Source organism: Pseudomonas sp. MF08875, from assembly GCF_059862525.1.
Genome location: NZ_JCBCUW010000003.1, coordinates 96,117 through 112,692, shown reverse-complemented (window position 1 = coordinate 112,692; position 16,576 = coordinate 96,117). Strand labels below are relative to the sequence as shown.

Annotated in this window: 14 protein-coding genes; 4 read left to right on the top strand and 10 right to left on the bottom strand. The window is 62.5% G+C overall.

What is annotated here, in order from left to right; all coding sequences use genetic code 11:
• Positions 1-20: 20 nt before the first annotated feature.
• Positions 21-1,883, top strand: coding sequence for an NAD(P)-binding protein (locus AC19YT_RS02805; protein ID WP_500609677.1), 1,863 nt, complete (start codon positions 21-23; stop codon positions 1,881-1,883).
• A 362-nt stretch (positions 1,884-2,245) separates the two neighbouring features.
• Here the strand turns inward: AC19YT_RS02805 and AC19YT_RS02800 are convergent, their stop codons facing one another.
• Positions 2,246-2,431 (bottom strand): hypothetical protein, encoded by a 186-nt coding sequence (locus tag AC19YT_RS02800; protein WP_095106305.1) that lies wholly within the window; start codon positions 2,429-2,431, stop codon positions 2,246-2,248.
• A gap of 273 nt (positions 2,432-2,704) precedes the next feature.
• On the opposite strand from AC19YT_RS02800, the gene AC19YT_RS02795 reads away from it, so the two are divergent.
• Positions 2,705-3,886 carry a DUF418 domain-containing protein gene (locus tag AC19YT_RS02795; protein WP_500609676.1) on the top strand — a complete coding sequence of 394 codons (1,182 nt, stop codon included), beginning with the start codon at positions 2,705-2,707 and terminating at the stop codon, positions 3,884-3,886.
• 48 nt (positions 3,887-3,934) lie between these two features.
• On the opposite strand, the gene AC19YT_RS02790 is transcribed toward AC19YT_RS02795, so the two are convergent.
• The 3 genes from AC19YT_RS02790 to AC19YT_RS02780 all read right to left on the bottom strand — a co-directional run bounded on the left by AC19YT_RS02790 (position 3,935) and on the right by AC19YT_RS02780 (position 7,538).
• The gene (locus AC19YT_RS02790; RefSeq protein WP_500598192.1) at positions 3,935-5,041 is read right to left on the bottom strand and encodes an NADH:flavin oxidoreductase/NADH oxidase; all 1,107 of its coding nucleotides are present in this window, start codon (positions 5,039-5,041) and stop codon (positions 3,935-3,937) included.
• 184 nt (positions 5,042-5,225) lie between these two features.
• A complete protein-coding gene (recJ, locus tag AC19YT_RS02785) occupies positions 5,226-6,935 on the bottom strand; it encodes a single-stranded-DNA-specific exonuclease RecJ (RefSeq protein WP_095106300.1) in 1,710 nt (569 codons plus the stop codon).
• Positions 6,936-6,995: 60 nt separating this feature from the next.
• Positions 6,996-7,538: a YaeQ family protein gene (locus AC19YT_RS02780; RefSeq protein WP_095106298.1), complete on the bottom strand. Its 543-nt coding sequence runs from the start codon at positions 7,536-7,538 to the stop codon at positions 6,996-6,998.
• Between the two features lie 148 nt (positions 7,539-7,686).
• Here AC19YT_RS02780 and AC19YT_RS02775 point away from each other — a divergent pair, with 148 nt between their 5' ends.
• The gene (locus AC19YT_RS02775) at positions 7,687-8,886 is read left to right on the top strand and encodes a CaiB/BaiF CoA transferase family protein (RefSeq protein ID WP_500609675.1); all 1,200 of its coding nucleotides are present in this window, start codon (positions 7,687-7,689) and stop codon (positions 8,884-8,886) included.
• On the top strand, positions 8,867-9,808 hold the full coding sequence (locus AC19YT_RS02770; protein WP_500609674.1) for a TIGR02285 family protein: 942 nt from the start codon (positions 8,867-8,869) through the stop codon (positions 9,806-9,808). The genes AC19YT_RS02775 and AC19YT_RS02770 overlap by 20 nt, the downstream gene beginning before the upstream one ends.
• A 167-nt stretch (positions 9,809-9,975) precedes the next feature.
• Here the strand turns inward: AC19YT_RS02770 and AC19YT_RS02765 are convergent, their stop codons facing one another.
• The 6 genes from AC19YT_RS02765 to xerD form a co-directional block, all read right to left on the bottom strand.
• Positions 9,976-10,263, bottom strand: coding sequence for a DUF3509 domain-containing protein (locus AC19YT_RS02765; RefSeq protein WP_095106293.1), 288 nt, complete (start codon positions 10,261-10,263; stop codon positions 9,976-9,978).
• Positions 10,264-10,415: 152 nt separating this feature from the next.
• Positions 10,416-11,756: a transporter substrate-binding domain-containing protein gene (locus tag AC19YT_RS02760; RefSeq protein WP_500609673.1), complete on the bottom strand. Its 1,341-nt coding sequence runs from the start codon at positions 11,754-11,756 to the stop codon at positions 10,416-10,418.
• 121 nt (positions 11,757-11,877) lie between these two features.
• On the bottom strand, positions 11,878-13,287 hold the full coding sequence (thrC, locus tag AC19YT_RS02755) for a threonine synthase (protein WP_095106289.1): 1,410 nt from the start codon (positions 13,285-13,287) through the stop codon (positions 11,878-11,880).
• Positions 13,288-13,391: 104 nt separating this feature from the next.
• A complete protein-coding gene (locus AC19YT_RS02750) occupies positions 13,392-14,696 on the bottom strand; it encodes a homoserine dehydrogenase (protein ID WP_095106287.1) in 1,305 nt (434 codons plus the stop codon).
• Positions 14,697-14,825: 129 nt separating this feature from the next.
• Positions 14,826-15,557, bottom strand: coding sequence for a DsbC family protein (locus AC19YT_RS02745; RefSeq protein ID WP_095106285.1), 732 nt, complete (start codon positions 15,555-15,557; stop codon positions 14,826-14,828).
• A 111-nt stretch (positions 15,558-15,668) separates the two neighbouring features.
• Complete coding sequence (xerD, locus tag AC19YT_RS02740; protein WP_500609672.1) at positions 15,669-16,565, bottom strand: site-specific tyrosine recombinase XerD; 897 nt, start codon at positions 16,563-16,565, stop codon at positions 15,669-15,671.
• Positions 16,566-16,576: the final 11 nt, after the last annotated feature.

Here is a 16,576-nt window from a genome sequence, read left to right as displayed (position 1 = left end):
AAAACACCTCAGGAATCCCCATGGATATCACCCGTCGCGACTTCCTCAACGGCGTCGCCATCACCGTCGCCGCCGGCATGACCCCGCTGCAATTGCTGCAAGCCGCCCCCGACGGGCGCTATTACCCGCCCGCCCTCACTGGGCTGCGGGGCAGCCATGTCGGCTCGTTCGAAATCGCCCACCAAATGGGCTGGGATAAGAAAGTGTTCAACACCGATCACCTGCCCGTCAGCGAGGATTACGACCTGGTGGTGGTCGGCGGGGGCCTGAGTGGATTGTCGGCGGCCTGGTTCTACCGGGAGAAACACCCCCACGCACGCATTCTGATCCTGGAAAACCACGACGACTTCGGCGGCCACGCCAAGCGCAACGAATTCCAGGCCGGCGGGCGCACGATCATCGGCTACGGCGGCAGCGAGGCCTTCCAGTCGCCTAATCACCTGTACAGCGCCGAGGTCAACGGCCTGCTGAAAAAACTCGGGGTCGATATCAAGCGTTTTGAAACCGCGTTCGACCGCCCGTTCTATCCCAGCCTCGGCCTGTCGCGGGGGGTGTTCTTCGACAAGGAAAACTTCGGCGAAGACAAACTGGTCAGCGGCGACCCGACGCCCATGGTCGCCGACGACATCGCCCCGGATCAGTTACACGCCCGCAGCCTGCACGACTTCATCAACGACTTCCCGCTGCCGCAAAGCGACCGCGACGCCCTGATCGCCCTGCACACCGCGCCGCGGGATTACCTCGCCGGCAAAACCCAGGAAGAGAAAACCGCGCACCTGGAAAGCACCAGTTATCGCGACTTTTTACTCAAGGACGTAGGCCTGACCCCGGCCGCCGTGAAGTACTTCCAGAGCCGCACCAACGATTTCATGGCCCTGAGCATCGATGCCGTGGCGGCGTATGACGCCTACAACGTCGGTTTCCCCGGTTTCAGCGCGATGAACCTAGAGCCCATCAGCGAAGAAGCCCAGGCGGAAATGGAAGAGCCCTACATCTACCACTTCCCCGACGGCAATGCGTCCCTGGCGCGGTTGTTGGTGCGCAGCCTGATTCCCACCGTGGCCCCGGGCCATGACATGGAAGACATCGTCCTCGCGCCGTTCGACTACGCCAAACTCGACCAGCCCAAGGCCCCGGTGCGCCTGCGCCTCAACAGCACGGTGGTCAGCGTGCGCAATGTCGGCGCCGGCGTGCATATCGGCTACAGCCGCGGCGGGCAACTGAGCCAGGTGCGGGGCAAGCGTTGCATCATGGCCTGCTACAACATGGTCATTCCCTACCTGCTGCGCGACCTCCCCGCCGACCAGGCCCACGCCTTAAGCCAGAACGTGAAGTTCCCGCTGGTGTACACCAAGGTGTTGATCCGCAACTGGGAGGCGTGGCGCAACCTGGGTGTGCATGAGATCTACGCTGCGACCCAGCCCTACAGCCGCATCAAGCTCGACTACCCGGTGAGCATGGGCGGCTACGAACACCCGCGTGACCCGAGCCAGCCCATTGGCCTGCACATGGTCTACGTGCCCACCAGCCCCACCAGCGGCATGACCGCCCGCGACCAGGCCCGCGCCGGCCGTGGCCGCCTCTACGGGCAAACTTTCGAGGTGCTCGAAGCGCAACTGCGCGACCAACTGCAACGCATGCTCGGGCCGGGCGGCTTCGACCACCAGAACGACATCCTGAGCATCACCGTCAACCGTTGGTCCCACGGCTACGCGTACTTCTCCAACAGCCTCTATGACGATGCCGACGAAAGCGAAAAATGGATGAACCTGGCACGCCAGCCTGTCGGCAATGTGAGCATCGCCAACTCGGATGCGGCCTGGAGCGCCTACGCCCACGCGGCCATCGATGAAGCACACCGAGCGGTGGAGGAAGTGGGCTAACCGCCCACCGGTCCCCTAAGGGCCGTGGCTGGCCTACACCTACTGTGTGAACAGGCTTGTGTGGTGTGGGCGGGGCTTGTTTTTTCCTCTGTGGGCGGGATTTTTCTTCTGTGGGAGCGAACCTGCTCGCGATGGCGGCATTCCAGCCGCCACAAGTGCATCGCCTGTCCTGGCCTCATCGCGGGCCGGGCCCGCTCCCACAGGGTGGGTAGGATTTTTCTCTCATCTGGGGGCGGGATTTTTCTTCTGTGGGAGCGAGCCTGCTCGCGATGGCGGCATTCCAGCCGCCACAAGTGCATCGCCTGTCCTGGCCTCATCGCGGGCCGGGCCCGCTCCCACAGGGGGAGCGGGGGTTTGCCGTGCTAAAACCGTGAGACGCTGCGCATCGCATCCACCAGGTAGCGCATGGCGGTGCGGTCGGCCTCGGACAAGGTTCGGTATTGCTCCACCAACTTCAACTCTTCTGAACTCAAGCGCCGGGTGCGGCGCGTCAGGCCCAGGCCCGAGAGAAAACCCAACAACCTGACTGCGCTCTGTTCTTTTGCCATGGACGATGTCCCTCTGCATTCGGAATAACTTCAGACACTTCATCGCCCTGCGTCCCTTTTCAGCAGCGGCTGTCCCTGTGCCGCTGTTTGAAACCTTCCGGCTTAAGGGCTGAAGCCGGTGATGGGCTTAAGAATAGAAAGTTTTTTCAGATCGTGAGAATTTTTTAGAGTAATTAGTCAAAAAACTTCCCAGCGGTTTTTTCACCCTAAACAATCACCGTGATCCGCTACCATCGCGCACCCACGCCACTCATCCCCACAAGGACGTTACTGATGACCGGCCCCCTCCCCCCTGCGACGCGCCTGCACACGGTCGATGCCCTGCGCGGTTTTGCCCTGTTGGGCATTCTGGCAGTCAATGTGTGGGCGTTTGCCGACCCGATGTACGGCACCGGCGCCACCAGCCTGTTTTACGCCAGCCCCCTCGACCACGTGCTGCGGGTGCTCACCAGCACCCTGGTGGAAACCAAGTTCTACCTGCTGTTCTCCTTCCTGTTCGGCTACAGCTTCACCTTACAAATGGCCAGCGCCGAGCGGGCGGGCGCGGCGTTCGTGCCGCGCATGCTGCGCCGGCAACTGGGTTTGCTGGTGCTGGGGGTGCTCCATGGCGTGCTGTTGTTCCATGGCGAAATCCTCACCATTTACGCCGTGCTGGGCCTGGTGCTGCTGGCCGCGCACCGTGTGCGGCCCAAAACCGCCGTGCTCATCGCCTGCACCTTGCTGTTGACGACGGGGACGGTGTTCATCGTCGCCGGCGCCCTGGCCATCAGCAGCGGCGACCCGTTCGACACGGTGATTACCGCCAGCGATCCCGCCCTTACCGCGTACCGCAACGGGCCGTTGGCGACCCTGGCCTATCACGCCAGCCGTTTTGTGCCGACCCAAGTGTTTTTGTGGATCATCCAGGGCCCCAGCGCCCTGGCGATGTTCCTGCTGGGCTTTGCCGCCGGCCGCCAGCAATTACTGAGCGCCCCAGACCCCGTGCAGCCCTACGCGCGCAGGCTGCTGGCGATTGGCTTGCCCATCGGCCTGCTGGGCGGGTTGTTTTATGGCCTGGTGGAGACGTTCATCCCCGGCGGCGGCCTGGAATTGCTGGCCTTCGGCATCGGCCAATTGAGCGCGCCACTGCTGACGGCGAGCTATGGGCTGCTGATGCTGCGCCTGTTCCGCGGCGCGGGTGGGGAGCCCCTGGTGCGGCACCTGGCGCCGTTGGGGCGGATGTCGTTGAGCAACTACGTGCTGCAATCGGTGGCATTGGGCCTGTTGTTCAGCGGCTATGGCGGGGCGCTTATCGCCGAAATGCCATCACCGTTGCTGCTCGTCTCGGTACTGGTCATTTTCACCGTGCAACTGCGCCTGAGCGCGTGGTGGCTGGCGCGCCACCCTTACGGGCCGCTGGAATGGCTGCTGCGGGCGGTGACGTTGCGGCAAGTGCCGGCATGGCGGCGGGCCTGAAAAAACCCAGCCCCGCTCAACGGAGCAGGGCTGGGGCGTGGCGCAGGGTCAATCCCGCAGGTCGGATTCGTGGATCGGTGAGTCGCGGTGGGTTGCCCGTTGGTACTGCGCCGGCCAGGTGGCTTGGCGGCTGCCCAGGTCATCGTCGGCGTGCAGCGGCCAGTACGGGTCGCGCAGCAGTTCCCGGGCCAGCAGGATGATATCGGCCTGGCAGGTGCGCAGGATGTGCTCGGCCTGAGCCGGCTCGGTAATCAGGCCGACGGTGCCGGTGGCGATACCTGACTCCTTGCGCACCCGCTCGGCAAAGCGCGTCTGGTAGCCCGGGCCGATGGGGATTTCCGCGTTGGCTGCGGTGCCGCCGGAGGACACGTCGATCAAATCCACCCCAAGGGCCTTGAGGCGCCGCGCCAGTTCCACGGTTTCGTCCGGGTTCCAACCGTCCTCGACCCAATCGGTGGCCGAAACCCGCACAAACAGCGGCAGCTCTTGCGGCCACACCTCGCGCACCGCCTCGGTGACTTGCAGCACCAGGCGAATGCGGTTGTCAAACGAGCCACCGTATGAGTCCTGGCGCTGGTTGCTCAGGGGCGAGAGAAATTGGTGCAGCAGGTAACCGTGGGCCGCGTGCACCTCGACTACCTTGAACCCCGCTTCCAGGGCACGTTTGGCGGCCTCGACGAAGGCCTGGATGATCTCGCCGATCTGCCCTTCGCTCAGTTGCACGGGCGCGGTGTGTTCCGGGTCGAAGGCAATGGGCGACGGGCCGACCGGCACCCAGCCCCCGTCCGCCGGTTTGACGCTGCCATGCTTGCCCAACCAGGGCCGGTGGGTGCTGGCCTTACGCCCGGCGTGGGCCAGTTGGATGCCGGCCACGGCACCCTGGGCGGTGATGAACCGGGTGATGCGTTGCAGGGGTTCGATCTGTGCGTCATTCCATAGGCCCAGGTCTTGGGCGGTGATGCGGCCATCGGCGGTGACGGCGGTGGCTTCGGTGAAAATCAGGCCGGCGCCACCCACGGCGCGGCTGCCCAGGTGCACCAGGTGCCAGTCGTTGGCCAGGCCATCAACGCTGGAATACTGGCACATGGGTGACACCGCGATGCGGTTGGGGAGGGTCAGTTGACGCAGGGTATAGGGCTCAAGCAGCAGACTCATGGGGCACCTCTCGATCAGTGGTCAGGCTCCAGGGTTCTGTTTGAATAGTCCGCGAGTGACAAGAAGGGTGCAGCGCCCGCCCCCGCGGGCAAAAAATGAAGGATAGGTCACAAGGCCAATCAAGCAGTGCTTAGAGACTAGTCGACAACCCGCGATGCAGGAGGGTTCGCTTTATCGGTGCGAATCAACGCGGCTCGATGTGGGCGATCATCAGTTGCACACTTTCCTTGCCGCGAAACTCGTTGAGGTCGAGCTTGTAGGCCAGTTCCACCCAATCCACCCGGGCGTTGGCCCAGGCCTGGGGGTCGATGCCAAAAGCGATGCCGTCGATTTTCACCGAGCCACATTCGCTTTTGAGCACCACTTTGAGGTGGCGCTCGCCGACGATGCGTTTTTCCAGCAACTGGAACACCCCGTGGAACAACGGCTCGGGAAAGTGCTGGCCCCAGGGCCCGGCGTCGCGCAGGGCGCGGGCCAGTTCCAGGTTGAACTCGGTCATCGCCAGGGCGCCATCGGTGAGCAGGCGCCCGGTCAGGTCTTCTTCGCGCAGTTGGCGGCGCACTTCGGCGTCGAAGGCCTCGGCGAACAACGGGAAGTTTTCCTGGGGCAGGCTCAGGCCCGCCGCCATGGCGTGGCCGCCGTATTTGCCCATGAGGTCCGGGTGCTGGGCGGCGACGACACTCAGGGCATCGCGGATGTGAAAGCCCTGCACCGAACGCCCGGAGCCTTTGAGCATGCCGTCCCCCGCGTCGGCGAAGGCGATGGTGGGCCGGTGGTAGCGGTCCTTCATACGCGAGGCGAGGATGCCGATCACGCCCTGGTGCCAGTCCGGGTCGAACAGGCACAGGCCGAACGGCATCGATTCCACCGGCAAGTCCTTGAGCTGGGCCAGGGCCTCGCGCTGCATGCCTTGTTCGATGGATTTGCGATCCTTGTTCAGGTCATCGAGTTGCACCGCCATGTCCCGCGCCAACTCCGGGTCGGCGGTGAGCAGGCATTCGATGCCCAGGCTCATGTCGTCCAGGCGCCCCGCCGCGTTCAGGCGCGGGCCGAGGATGAAGCCCAGGTCGGTGGAGGTGATGCGCGACGCCTCGCGCTTGGCCACGTCGAGGATCGCCTTGATGCCCGGGCGGGCGCGCCCGGCGCGGATCCGCTCCAGGCCCTGATGCACCAGGATGCGGTTGTTGGCATCCAGCGGCACCACATCGGCGACGCTGCCCAGGGCCACCAGGTCCAGCAGGTCGCCGATGTTGGGCTGCGCCTGGTTGGCGTAGCGGCCGAGGCTGCGCAGGCGTGCGCGCAGGGCCATCAGCACGTAGAAAATCACCCCGACGCCGGCCAGGGCCTTGCTGGGGAACGCGCAACCGGGTTGGTTGGGGTTGACGATGGCGTCCGCCGCGGGCAACTCCTGGCCGGGCAAGTGGTGGTCGGTGACCAGCACCTTCAAGCCCGCCGCCTTGGCCGCCGCCACGCCTTCGACGCTGGAAATGCCGTTGTCCACGGTTATCAACAGGTGCGGCTCACGGGTCAGCGCCACTTCGACGATTTCCGGGGTCAGGCCGTAGCCGTACTCAAAACGGTTGGGCACCAGGTAATCGACATGGGCCGCCCCCAGCAAACGCAGGCCCAGCAGGCCCACGGTGCTGGCGGTGGCGCCGTCGGCGTCGAAGTCGCCGACGATGAGGATGCGTTGGCGCTCGTCCAGCGCGGTCACCAGCAAATCCACCGCCGCCTCGATGCCCTTGAGCTGTTGGAACGGGATCAACCGCGCCAGGCTCTTGTCCAGCTCAGCCTGGGATTGCACGCCACGGGCGGCGTACAAGCGGGTCAATAGCGGTGGCAGGTCGCCAAGAAACGGCAGGGTGGCGGGCAACGGGCGGGGTTCGATACGCATAGGGCGGTGCAGGCTTCTCGTTATCAGGCAGGGAGCGGCGGTTGGCGAAGGGGCGAGCGATCAGCCGCGTTCGCCCATCAGCCACTGCAACTGGACTTCGTGCTGGCCGCGGTCGTCGGTGACGAAAATCGTCCCTTCGCTAATCATCACGTCCCACTTGATGACGCGGGGCATGTCCTTGGCCAGGGTTTCGAGGACGTCTTCGGGCACGGCGGCGACGTTGACGTTCTTCAGGTTTTTCACCGCGGGGATGACCTTGCCTTCCCATACGCGCAGGCTGCCGTAGGCCAGCAGGCTGGTGCGTTCGGTGCGCCGCGAGCACCAGGTCAGGCGCTCGGCGTCGGGTTGGCCGACTTCGATCCAGTGCAGCACGCGATCATCCAGGCTTTTTTCCCACAAGGCCGGCTCGTCCACTTCCGAAAGGCCACGGCCAAACGACAATTGCTCGTTGTACCAGAAGGCGTAGGCCAGCAGGCGCACGGTCATCCGCGTTTCGGTTTCCGAGGGGTGGCGGGCGATGGTTTGCTTGACGCTTTCGTACACCCCGCGGTCGAGGTCGGTGAGGTTCAGTTCAAACTTGTAGGTCGTGGACGGCTGGGCCATGAACGGGCTTCTTGATACGGGGAAAGGCGGCAAGTCTAACCGATGCGTGAGTCATTCAACGAATCCGTGACGCATCGCCCTTTAGCCGGAATGCCCGGCTATGTTAAAAGGCTGACTTCGCTTAGTCGTTTGTCCTACAGGATCTTTCATGCCGCTTACTGCCAAACCTCTGTCCGGGGTCAAAGTCGTCGAACTCGGCACTTTGATCGCCGGGCCGTTTGCCTCGCGCATCTGCGGCGAATTCGGCGCCGATGTCATCAAGGTGGAATCCCCGGACGGCGGCGACCCGCTGCGCAAATGGCGCAAGCTGTATGAAGGCACGTCGCTGTGGTGGTTCGTGCAGGCGCGCAACAAGAAGTCCCTGACCCTAAACCTCAAGCACCCCGAAGGCCTGGCCATCCTCAAGCAGTTGCTGGGCGAAGCGGACATCCTGATCGAGAACTTCCGCCCTGGCGTATTGGAAAAACTTGGCCTGGGCTGGGACGTGCTCCACGCCCTGAACCCGAAACTGGTGATGGTGCGCCTGTCCGGCTTCGGCCAGACCGGGCCGATGAAGGACCAGCCCGGTTTCGGCGCGGTCGGTGAATCCATGGGCGGGCTGCGCTACATCACCGGGTTCGAGGACCGCCCGCCGGTGCGCACGGGGATTTCCATCGGTGATTCGATTGCTGCCCTGTGGGGCGTGATCGGCGCACTGATGGCGCTGCGACATCGCGAGATGAACGATGGCCAGGGCCAAGTGGTGGACGTGGCGCTGTATGAAGCGATCTTCGCCATGATGGAAAGCATGGTGCCGGAGTTCGATGTGTTCGGTTTTATCCGCGAACGCACCGGCAACATCATGCCGGGCATCACGCCCTCCTCCATCCACACCAGCGCCGACGGCAAGCATGTGCAGATCGGCGCCAATGGCGATGCGATCTTCAAGCGCTTCATGCACACCGTTGGCCGCGACGATTTGGCCAATGACCCGGCGCTGGCCAGCAATGATGGGCGCGACAGCCGCCGCGACGAGCTGTATGGGGTGATTGATCGCTGGGTCAGTGCCTTGCCGCTGGAGACGGTGATCGAGCGCCTGAACCAAGCCGAAGTACCCGCCAGCCGGATCTTCAGCGCCGAGGATATGTTCAGCGACCCGCAGTTCCTGGCCCGGGAAATGTTCCTGCAGGCCAAGCTGCCCGACGGCAAGAACTTCAAGATGCCGGGCATCGTGCCCAAACTTTCCGACACGCCCGGCAGCGCGCAATGGGTGGGCCCGCAACTGGGCGAACACAACAGCCAGATACTGGGTGAGTTGGGTTTCGACGCCGAGCAGATCCGCCGCCTGCATGAAGCAGGAGCCATTTAAACTGGCCAGCCGTTTTCGACCGGCGGCGGCGCGCCTGAACCTGCTGCTGCGGCGCTGCCGGGCGCTGCTGGCGTTCGGCCTGCTGATGGGGCTGTGCGCCATGCCCCAAGCGGCGCAGGCCAAGCAAGTGCTGGTATGGCTGTTACGCGACTTACCGCCGCTGACCATTTTCGAAGGCCCGCAAAAGGGCCGTGGTGTGATCGACCAACTGATGCCCGCGCTGATCGCCAGCCTGCCGGAGTACGAACACAGCATCCTGCGGGTCAACCGCGCCCGCGGCTTGCAGATGCTCCAGGAACCCACTTTCACCTGCGACCCGTCTTTGCTCTGGAGCCAGGAACGGACGCGTTGGATCGCCTATTCCAGCCCCAGCCTGCGGATCATGAGCAACGGTTTGGCGGTGCGTCGGCAAGACCGTGAAGCCCTGGCGCCCTTTATCCAGGACGGCGAAATCGACCTCGCCGCGTTGCTCGCCAGCGATGGCAAAAAACTCGGCGTGGTGGCCGAGCGCAGCTATGGGCAGAACGTCGACCAATGGCTCAAGCAGGCCCCCGCCCAGGCCCTGACGGCGCACTACGGCAATAATGCTTTGGGCAGCCTGCTGCAAATGCAGCGCCTGGGGCGCTTGAGCGCGTTGTTGGGGTATTGGGCAGAGATCCGCTACCAGGCGCAGCAGCAAGGCATCGACCCGGCCGAGTTGAGCTTCTATCCAATCCGCCAGACTCCGCACTATCAATCGCTGCATATCGGCTGCTCGGACACCGAGGAAGGTCGTCAGGTCATCGCCCGCATCAACCAAACCCTGCACACCCTGGACTTGCAACAACTGAGCGAAAGCTACGCCGCGTGGCTAGACACCTCCATGCGCGGCGCCTATCGCGAGGAGATCCGGGGCTTTTTCGCGGCCCCGCCGCAGCCCTGAGAAACGCCGGGCAAAAAGAAACCCCGAGAAGTGGGGAGACGACTCGGGGTTAAACGTGGTCTATCGAGACCAGTACAACAAGCGGCAAACACCGGAGCACAATGTTTGATCCTGCTGTTAAAAACTCTGACTGACTAAAGCTGTGGAAGGTTCCCACAAAAAACCAATCAATTTCCTCTAGCACGGGCCAGATCCGCCGCAGCACTACGCATGGCGGCGATCAGGCAGGGCTCCAAGCGGCCTTCGGCAATCATCAGGTCCCGGTGCAAACCGTCGACCACATCGGTCAGCAAGCGCCGGTCATGCAGTTGCAACTGATTGACCTCCCGTTCAAGCACGATGCCACCGGCGGCATTTCTCAGGGTTACCAAGCAATGGCCCTCGGCGCCGCAGGGTGTCAATGCCACCCGGTAAGGGCTCAAGGCCTCGGACAGTAACAGGCTGATACTTTCCATCTCGTCACCACTCAATAGTCCGGACATGAAATGCCTGAAAGCAGGCTGTTTCTAGATGACCTGCGGCCCGGCGAAAAAGTTCGACGTGCCTGCCAGCCTTGGAAAGGCCAGCATGCTCCGTGAACATGACACAAAGAAAACAGCCCATGGCTTCAACGTTGCACATCCCCGGACTCGATCCAGCCGCCCATCAAGCCGCGCAACTCCCCCTGGGCGCTATAGAACGGCACCGTCCACTGGTAGACATCCAGGGTTCCTTCCCTGAAGGTCAACTGCCGATTGATGAAGCGGGACTTCTGGCTGGCCAACTGTTCGATCAGCTCCCTGTGCAACTGCTCGGCGGTTTCCCGGGGCAGCAGGTCGATATCCGTCAGCAACCGGCCCTTGACCTGGTCCTGGCGCACTGAAAAGCGTTCTTCATAGCTCTTGTTGCACAGCACCAGGCGTGCCTGCTGGTCGCGGACGAAAATCGGCGTGGGGATGGCATTGAGCAGGGCACTCTGGAAAGCCAACTGGTCGCTGAGTTGTTGCTCGGCCTTGAGGCGCAACTGCACCTGCTCGTTGAACCGGCGGCGCCATGCCATCGAGATCAGGAAAAAAGCCCCGGTAACGATCCCGCCCAGGCACAACCACGAGTACAGGCGCTGCCACAGTGATGGTGGGGTCTGCGCGATACCGCCCACCCATTTCTGGCGCATGGCGCGCAACTCGGCGGCCGTGAACGCATCAAGTGCCTTGTTGATGATGCTCAACAGTTGTGGGTGTTTTTTGTGCATCGCCAGGTGATCGGGCTCCCAGATGCCGTCGACGCTATGACCGACCTTGAGCGCCCCGGCCGGATAGAGATAGGCACCGGTTTCGTTTTCGATGGTGGCGTCGACCTCACCGTTCTCGACCAACGCCCTGGCCTCTGCCTGGGTCATGACGGTGTGCAACTTGATGGCCGGGTAATCGAGCTGGATCTTGCGCTCCAGTGCATGCCGGGCAGGCAGCGCCAACCGCTTGCCGGCGAGGTGTTCCAGGGCCTTCGGCTGCGACTCGCCGGCGCGCACCACGAACACCCAGCTCGAACCACCGTAGGCGTGGCTGAAGTTGAGGAATGCCCGGCGCTCCTCGTTGATCGCCAGGGTGGTGCTCATGTCTGCCGTGCCATTTTCCAGCAACTCAAGCATCTGCACCGTTGAGGAAACTTCCTGATGGACAAAACGCAGGCCGGTCAGCAATGAAATGCGGCCAAGAATGTCGTTGTTCAGCCCCGCCCATTCACCGCTTTCATCCTTGAACAGGTACAGCGGATACGGCAATGAAGCCACCACCACTTGCGGGTGTTCGCGGATCCATTGCAACTCGGCGTCGTCCAGGCCCAGAACGTTGCCCACCGCCTGCATGTCGCGACCGAACAGCGACGCCCCCTGGGCCGTTGCCGTGAGCCCCAGGACCCCCAATAAAAACAGCCAGCTCAAGGCTGGCTTAAACCACTCTAAGAACCTCATTTGCACTTTCCTTCACTGTCATTCGCCCGTCCTTTGGGGGGCGAAACTGCGACAAGTGTGGCACGCACAAATGCGAAAGCCCGTCAGGTGACGGGCTTAAAAATGTGACAGTTCTAGTCGGTCAAAGTGGCTTGCCGCGGTTGCCATGCTGACTGACAAAGGCCTGTACGGTTTTCAGGTCGTTGGCCAGAACCGTGCACCTCTCTTCTCGCTCAAACAAATCAGAAAGGTGAGCAGGCAGCTCAAGGGCTTTTCCTACTCCAGCTTTCTCGACAGCCTCAGGGAATTTCACCGGGTGGGCGGTGCCCAAGATCACCATCGGGACATCCAGACTGCGTCGGCACTCACGGGCCGCCCGAACACCGATGGCAGTGTGCGGGTCGAGCAACTCGCCGGTTTGCTCGAAGACATCGGCGATGGTTTCGCAGGTCTGCTCATCGTCCACTGCCAGAGAGTCGAACAGCTTGCGGGTTTCGGTCCACCGGTCCTGTTCGACGCTGAAACCGCCGCCCTGCTTGAAGCTGTCCATCAGGCCGGCCAGCGCCGCGCCATTGCGCCCGTGCATGTCGAACAACAAACGCTCGAAGTTCGACGACACCATGATGTCCATCGACGGCGACAGGGTGGCGTGCAGGGTTTCCTTGACGTACTGATTACCGCTCATGAAGCGGTGCAGGATGTCGTTGCGGTTGGTGGCCACGATCAATTGGTTGATCGGCAGGCCCATGTTGCGGGCCAGATAGCCGGCGAAGATATCGCCGAAGTTGCCGGTCGGCACCGAGAACGCCACCGAGCGCGCCGGGCCGCCCAACTGCAGCGCCGCGTGGAAGTAATAGACGATCTGGGCCATGATCCGCGCCCAGTTGATGGAATTGACCGCCACCAGGCGCGTGCCCTTGAGGAAGCCCTGGTCGGCGAAACTGGCCTTGACCATTTCCTGGCAGTCGTCAAAGTTGCCTTCGATGGCGATGTTGTGGATGTTCTCGCCAAAGAGCGTGGTCATCTGCCGGCGCTGCACTTCCGAGACGCGGTTGTGCGGGTGCAGGATGAAAATGTCGACATTTTCGCAATGCTTGCAGCCTTCGATGGCCGCCGAGCCGGTATCGCCGGAAGTGGCGCCGATGATGACCACTCGCTCGCCGCGCTTTTGCAGCACGTGGTCAAGCAAACGGCCGAGCAGTTGCAGGGCAAAGTCCTTGAACGCCAGGGTGGGGCCGTGGAACAGCTCCAATACCCATTCGTTGCCGTTGAGCTGGCGCAACGGCGCCACGGCGCTGTGGGAAAACACGCCGTAGGTTTCTTCCAGGATCTTTTTGAAGTCGGCGTCGGCAATGCTACCGGTAACGAACGGGCGCATGACCCGGAACGCCAGCTCGTGGTAAGGCAGGCCCGCCCAGGAGGCGATTTCTTCCTGGGTGAAGCGCGGCAGGTTTTCGGGTACGTAAAGACCGCCATCGCTGGCCAGACCGGCCAACAGGACATCTTCGAAATTGAGGGCCGGTGCCTGGCCGCGGGTGCTGATATAGCGCATAAAGGCAAACCTTTGGTTTGGGCTTCAAGCTACAAGCCATAAGCGACAAGTTGAAAGCGACTGTGCTTTAACCTGCAGCTTGCAGCTCGAAACTTGCCGCTGAGTTAGTTCAAGTGTTCGACGCGGATACGTACGACCGGCCCGACCACGCCCTGGAGCGCTTCCAGTGCCCGGATGGCGTCGTTGATGTGCTGTTCCAGCACACGGTGCGTCAGCAGGATCATCGGCACCAGGCCGTCGTGTTCCTCGACTTCCTTCTGCATGATCGATTCGATATTGATGCCGCGCTCCGACAGGATGCTGGCCACCTGGGCCAGTACGCCTGGGTGATCCTTGGCCTGGATGCGCAGGTAGTAGGCACTTTCGCATTCCTCGATCGGCAGGATCGGGTGGGCCGACAGCAGGTCAGGCTGGAACGCCAGGTGCGGCACGCGGTTTTCCGGGTCGCTGGTCATGGCGCGGACCACATCCACCAGGTCGGCGATGACCGAGGAAGCAGTCGGTTCCATGCCGGCGCCGGCGCCGTAGAACAGGGTCGAGCCGCAGGCATCGCCATTGACCATGACCGCGTTCATCACGCCGTTGACGTTGGCGATCAGGCGATCGGCCGGGATCAGCGTCGGGTGCACGCGCAGTTCGATGCCCGCAGGCGTACTGCGGGCGACACCAAGGTGCTTGATGCGGTAGCCCAGGGCTTCGGCGTAGTTCACGTCAGCGGTGGTCAGTTTGGTGATGCCTTCGGTGTAGGCCTTGTCGAACTGCAGCGGCACACCGAATGCGATGGATGCCAGGATGGTCAGCTTGTGGGCGGCATCGATGCCTTCCACATCGAACGTCGGGTCGGCTTCGGCATAGCCAAGGGCCTGGGCTTCGACCAGCACGTCCTCGAAGGTACGACCCTTCTCGCGCATTTCGGTGAGGATGAAGTTGCCTGTGCCGTTGATGATCCCCGCCACCCAGTTGATGCGGTTGGCCGAGAGACCTTCGCGGATCGCCTTGATAACCGGGATACCGCCAGCCACGGCTGCTTCGAAGGCCACGATCACGCCCTTTTCCTGGGCCTTGGCGAAAATCTCGTTGCCGTGCACGGCAATCAGCGCTTTGTTGGCGGTGACCACGTGCTTGCCGTTTTCGATGGCTTTCAACACCAGTTCGCGGGCGATGGTGTAGCCGCCAATCAATTCGATGACGATATCGATTTCAGGGTTGGTGGCGACGGCGAAGACATCGTTGGTAATGGGGGTACCGGTAATCTCGCATTGAGGGTTTGGCGTACGCATGGCAATTTGAGCCACTTCGATTCCACGCCCGGCACGGCGGGCAATCTCCTCGGCGTTACGCTGAAGTACGTTGAAGGTACCGCCACCGACGGTACCTAACCCACAGATGCCTACTTTGACCGGATTCACGCTGAACTCCCCATAAAACGGCCGACTCAAGGTCGGCCGTGGAAAACAGCCGCACACGCGCGGCCCTCTGTTAATGGAACGGCGAACGTTTTCGCCGGGCCATGATCGCCAAGACTCGGCGACGCAAAATTATTTCGCACCCAACGCCAGTTTGGCGATTTGTGGTGCTGGCTGATAGCCCGGAATCACTTGGCCATCGGCCAAAACGATGGCCGGTGTGCCATTAACGCCAATGGACTGACCCAGGGCGAACTGCTTGGAAACCGGATTGACGCACTTGGCTGACTTGATTTCCTTGCCGTCGACCATCTGGTCCATGGCAACTTTCTTGTCCTTGGCACACCACACCGCTTGCAGTTGTTCATCGCCCGGCGAACCGAGGCCCTGGCGCGGGAACGCGACGTAGCGCACTTCGATGCCGCGCTTGTTCAGCTCGGGCACTTCGGCGTGCAGCTTGTGGCAGTACGGGCACGTGGTGTCCGTGAATACGGTGATGTGGGATTTGGTTTCGCCGATCGCCGGGTAGACCACGGTGTCGGCCACGGGAATGCCATTGACCAGTTTGGAAATGCCCAGGCGTTCGGTTTTTTCGGTCAAGTTGACCGGTTTGCCGTCCTTCAACTGGAACAGGTAGCCCTGCATCACGAATTGGCCGTCGGCGCTGGCATAGAGCACACGGCTGCCTTTGAGCTTGACTTCGTACAGGCCGGCCAATGGGCTGGCGGTGATGGTCTCGACCGGCACGTCGAGTTGCAGGTTTTCAAGGCTCTTGCGAATAGCTTGCTCGGCGCTGTTATCGGCCACGGCAAAGGTACTGGCCAACGCAAAGGCTGCGGCGGCGAAAATGTGGGTCAAGCGCATGGGAACTCCTGAAGGCGGACTAGTGAAGCGAGCAAAACACCGCACGCGAACAGCGGTTTTTGACGCCCACTGTGCAAACCGGCAAAGCCTACCACATAAGGCCTGCCAGGCTCAGCCCCGCGGATGATGCTGGGCGTGCATCTCCTGCAACCGTGCCCGCGCCACGTGGGTGTAAATCTGGGTAGTGGACAGGTCACTGTGGCCCAGCAGCATCTGCACCACCCGCAGGTCGGCGCCGTGGTTGAGCAAATGGGTGGCGAAGGCGTGGCGCAGGGTGTGGGGCGACAGCGTCTTGCTGATGCCGGCCACCTGCGCCTGATGCTTGATGCGGTGCCAGAAGGTCTGGCGGGTCATCTGCTCGCCGCGCAGGCTGGGGAATAGCACATCGCTGGGGCGCTCGCCCAACAGCTCCGAGCGCGCACCACGCATGTAGCGCTCAACCCAGACGATCGCCTCTTCGCCCATGGGCACCAGGCGCTCCTTACTGCCCTTGCCCATCACCCGCAGCACGCCCTGGCGCAGGTTGACCTGCTCCAGAGTCAGGCTAATCAGTTCAGTCACCCGCAAACCGCAGGCATAAAGCACCTCCAGCATGGCGCGGTCGCGCTGGCCGATGGCCTGGCTCAGGTCTGGCGCAGCCAACAGGGCCTCCACGTCAGCTTCTGACAGGGACTTGGGCAAAGGACGACCCAGTTGCGGCATATCCACCTGCAACGTCGGGTCAATGGCGATCAATTTTTCCCGCAGCAGGTAGCGATAAAAGCCACGCACCCCCGACAGAAATCGGGCCGTGGAGCGTGGTTTGTAGCCATGCTCCAAGCGCCAGGCCAAATGATCGAGGATCAACTCGCGCCCCGCGCCCGGCAATTCAAGGCCCTGCTCCTGCATCCAGCCATTGAACAGCGCCAGATCGCTGCGATAGGCCTGGCGGGTATTGTCGGACAGACCCTTTTCCAACCACAGGGCATCCAGAAACTGATCTATCAGGGGGTGGTCAATGGCAGGCATGGGCACTCGGG

Bases quoted from the DNA above. Each gene is read 5' to 3' on its own strand.
- AC19YT_RS02805 (WP_500609677.1), top strand. From the start codon at position 21: ATGGATATCACCCGTCGCGACTTCCTCAACGGCGTCGCCATCACCGTC.
- AC19YT_RS02800 (WP_095106305.1), bottom strand. From the start codon at position 2,431: ATGGCAAAAGAACAGAGCGCAGTCAGGTTGTTGGGTTTTCTCTCGGGC.
- AC19YT_RS02795 (WP_500609676.1), top strand. From the start codon at position 2,705: ATGACCGGCCCCCTCCCCCCTGCGACGCGCCTGCACACGGTCGATGCC.
- AC19YT_RS02790 (WP_500598192.1), bottom strand. From the start codon at position 5,041: ATGAGTCTGCTGCTTGAGCCCTATACCCTGCGTCAACTGACCCTCCCC.
- recJ (WP_095106300.1), bottom strand. From the start codon at position 6,935: ATGCGTATCGAACCCCGCCCGTTGCCCGCCACCCTGCCGTTTCTTGGC.
- AC19YT_RS02780 (WP_095106298.1), bottom strand. From the start codon at position 7,538: ATGGCCCAGCCGTCCACGACCTACAAGTTTGAACTGAACCTCACCGAC.
- AC19YT_RS02775 (WP_500609675.1), top strand. From the start codon at position 7,687: ATGCCGCTTACTGCCAAACCTCTGTCCGGGGTCAAAGTCGTCGAACTC.
- AC19YT_RS02770 (WP_500609674.1), top strand. From the start codon at position 8,867: ATGAAGCAGGAGCCATTTAAACTGGCCAGCCGTTTTCGACCGGCGGCG.
- AC19YT_RS02765 (WP_095106293.1), bottom strand. From the start codon at position 10,263: ATGGAAAGTATCAGCCTGTTACTGTCCGAGGCCTTGAGCCCTTACCGG.
- AC19YT_RS02760 (WP_500609673.1), bottom strand. From the start codon at position 11,756: ATGAGGTTCTTAGAGTGGTTTAAGCCAGCCTTGAGCTGGCTGTTTTTA.
- thrC (WP_095106289.1), bottom strand. From the start codon at position 13,287: ATGCGCTATATCAGCACCCGCGGCCAGGCACCGGCCCTCAATTTCGAA.
- AC19YT_RS02745 (WP_095106285.1), bottom strand. From the start codon at position 15,557: ATGCGCTTGACCCACATTTTCGCCGCCGCAGCCTTTGCGTTGGCCAGT.
- xerD (WP_500609672.1), bottom strand. From the start codon at position 16,565: ATGCCTGCCATTGACCACCCCCTGATAGATCAGTTTCTGGATGCCCTG.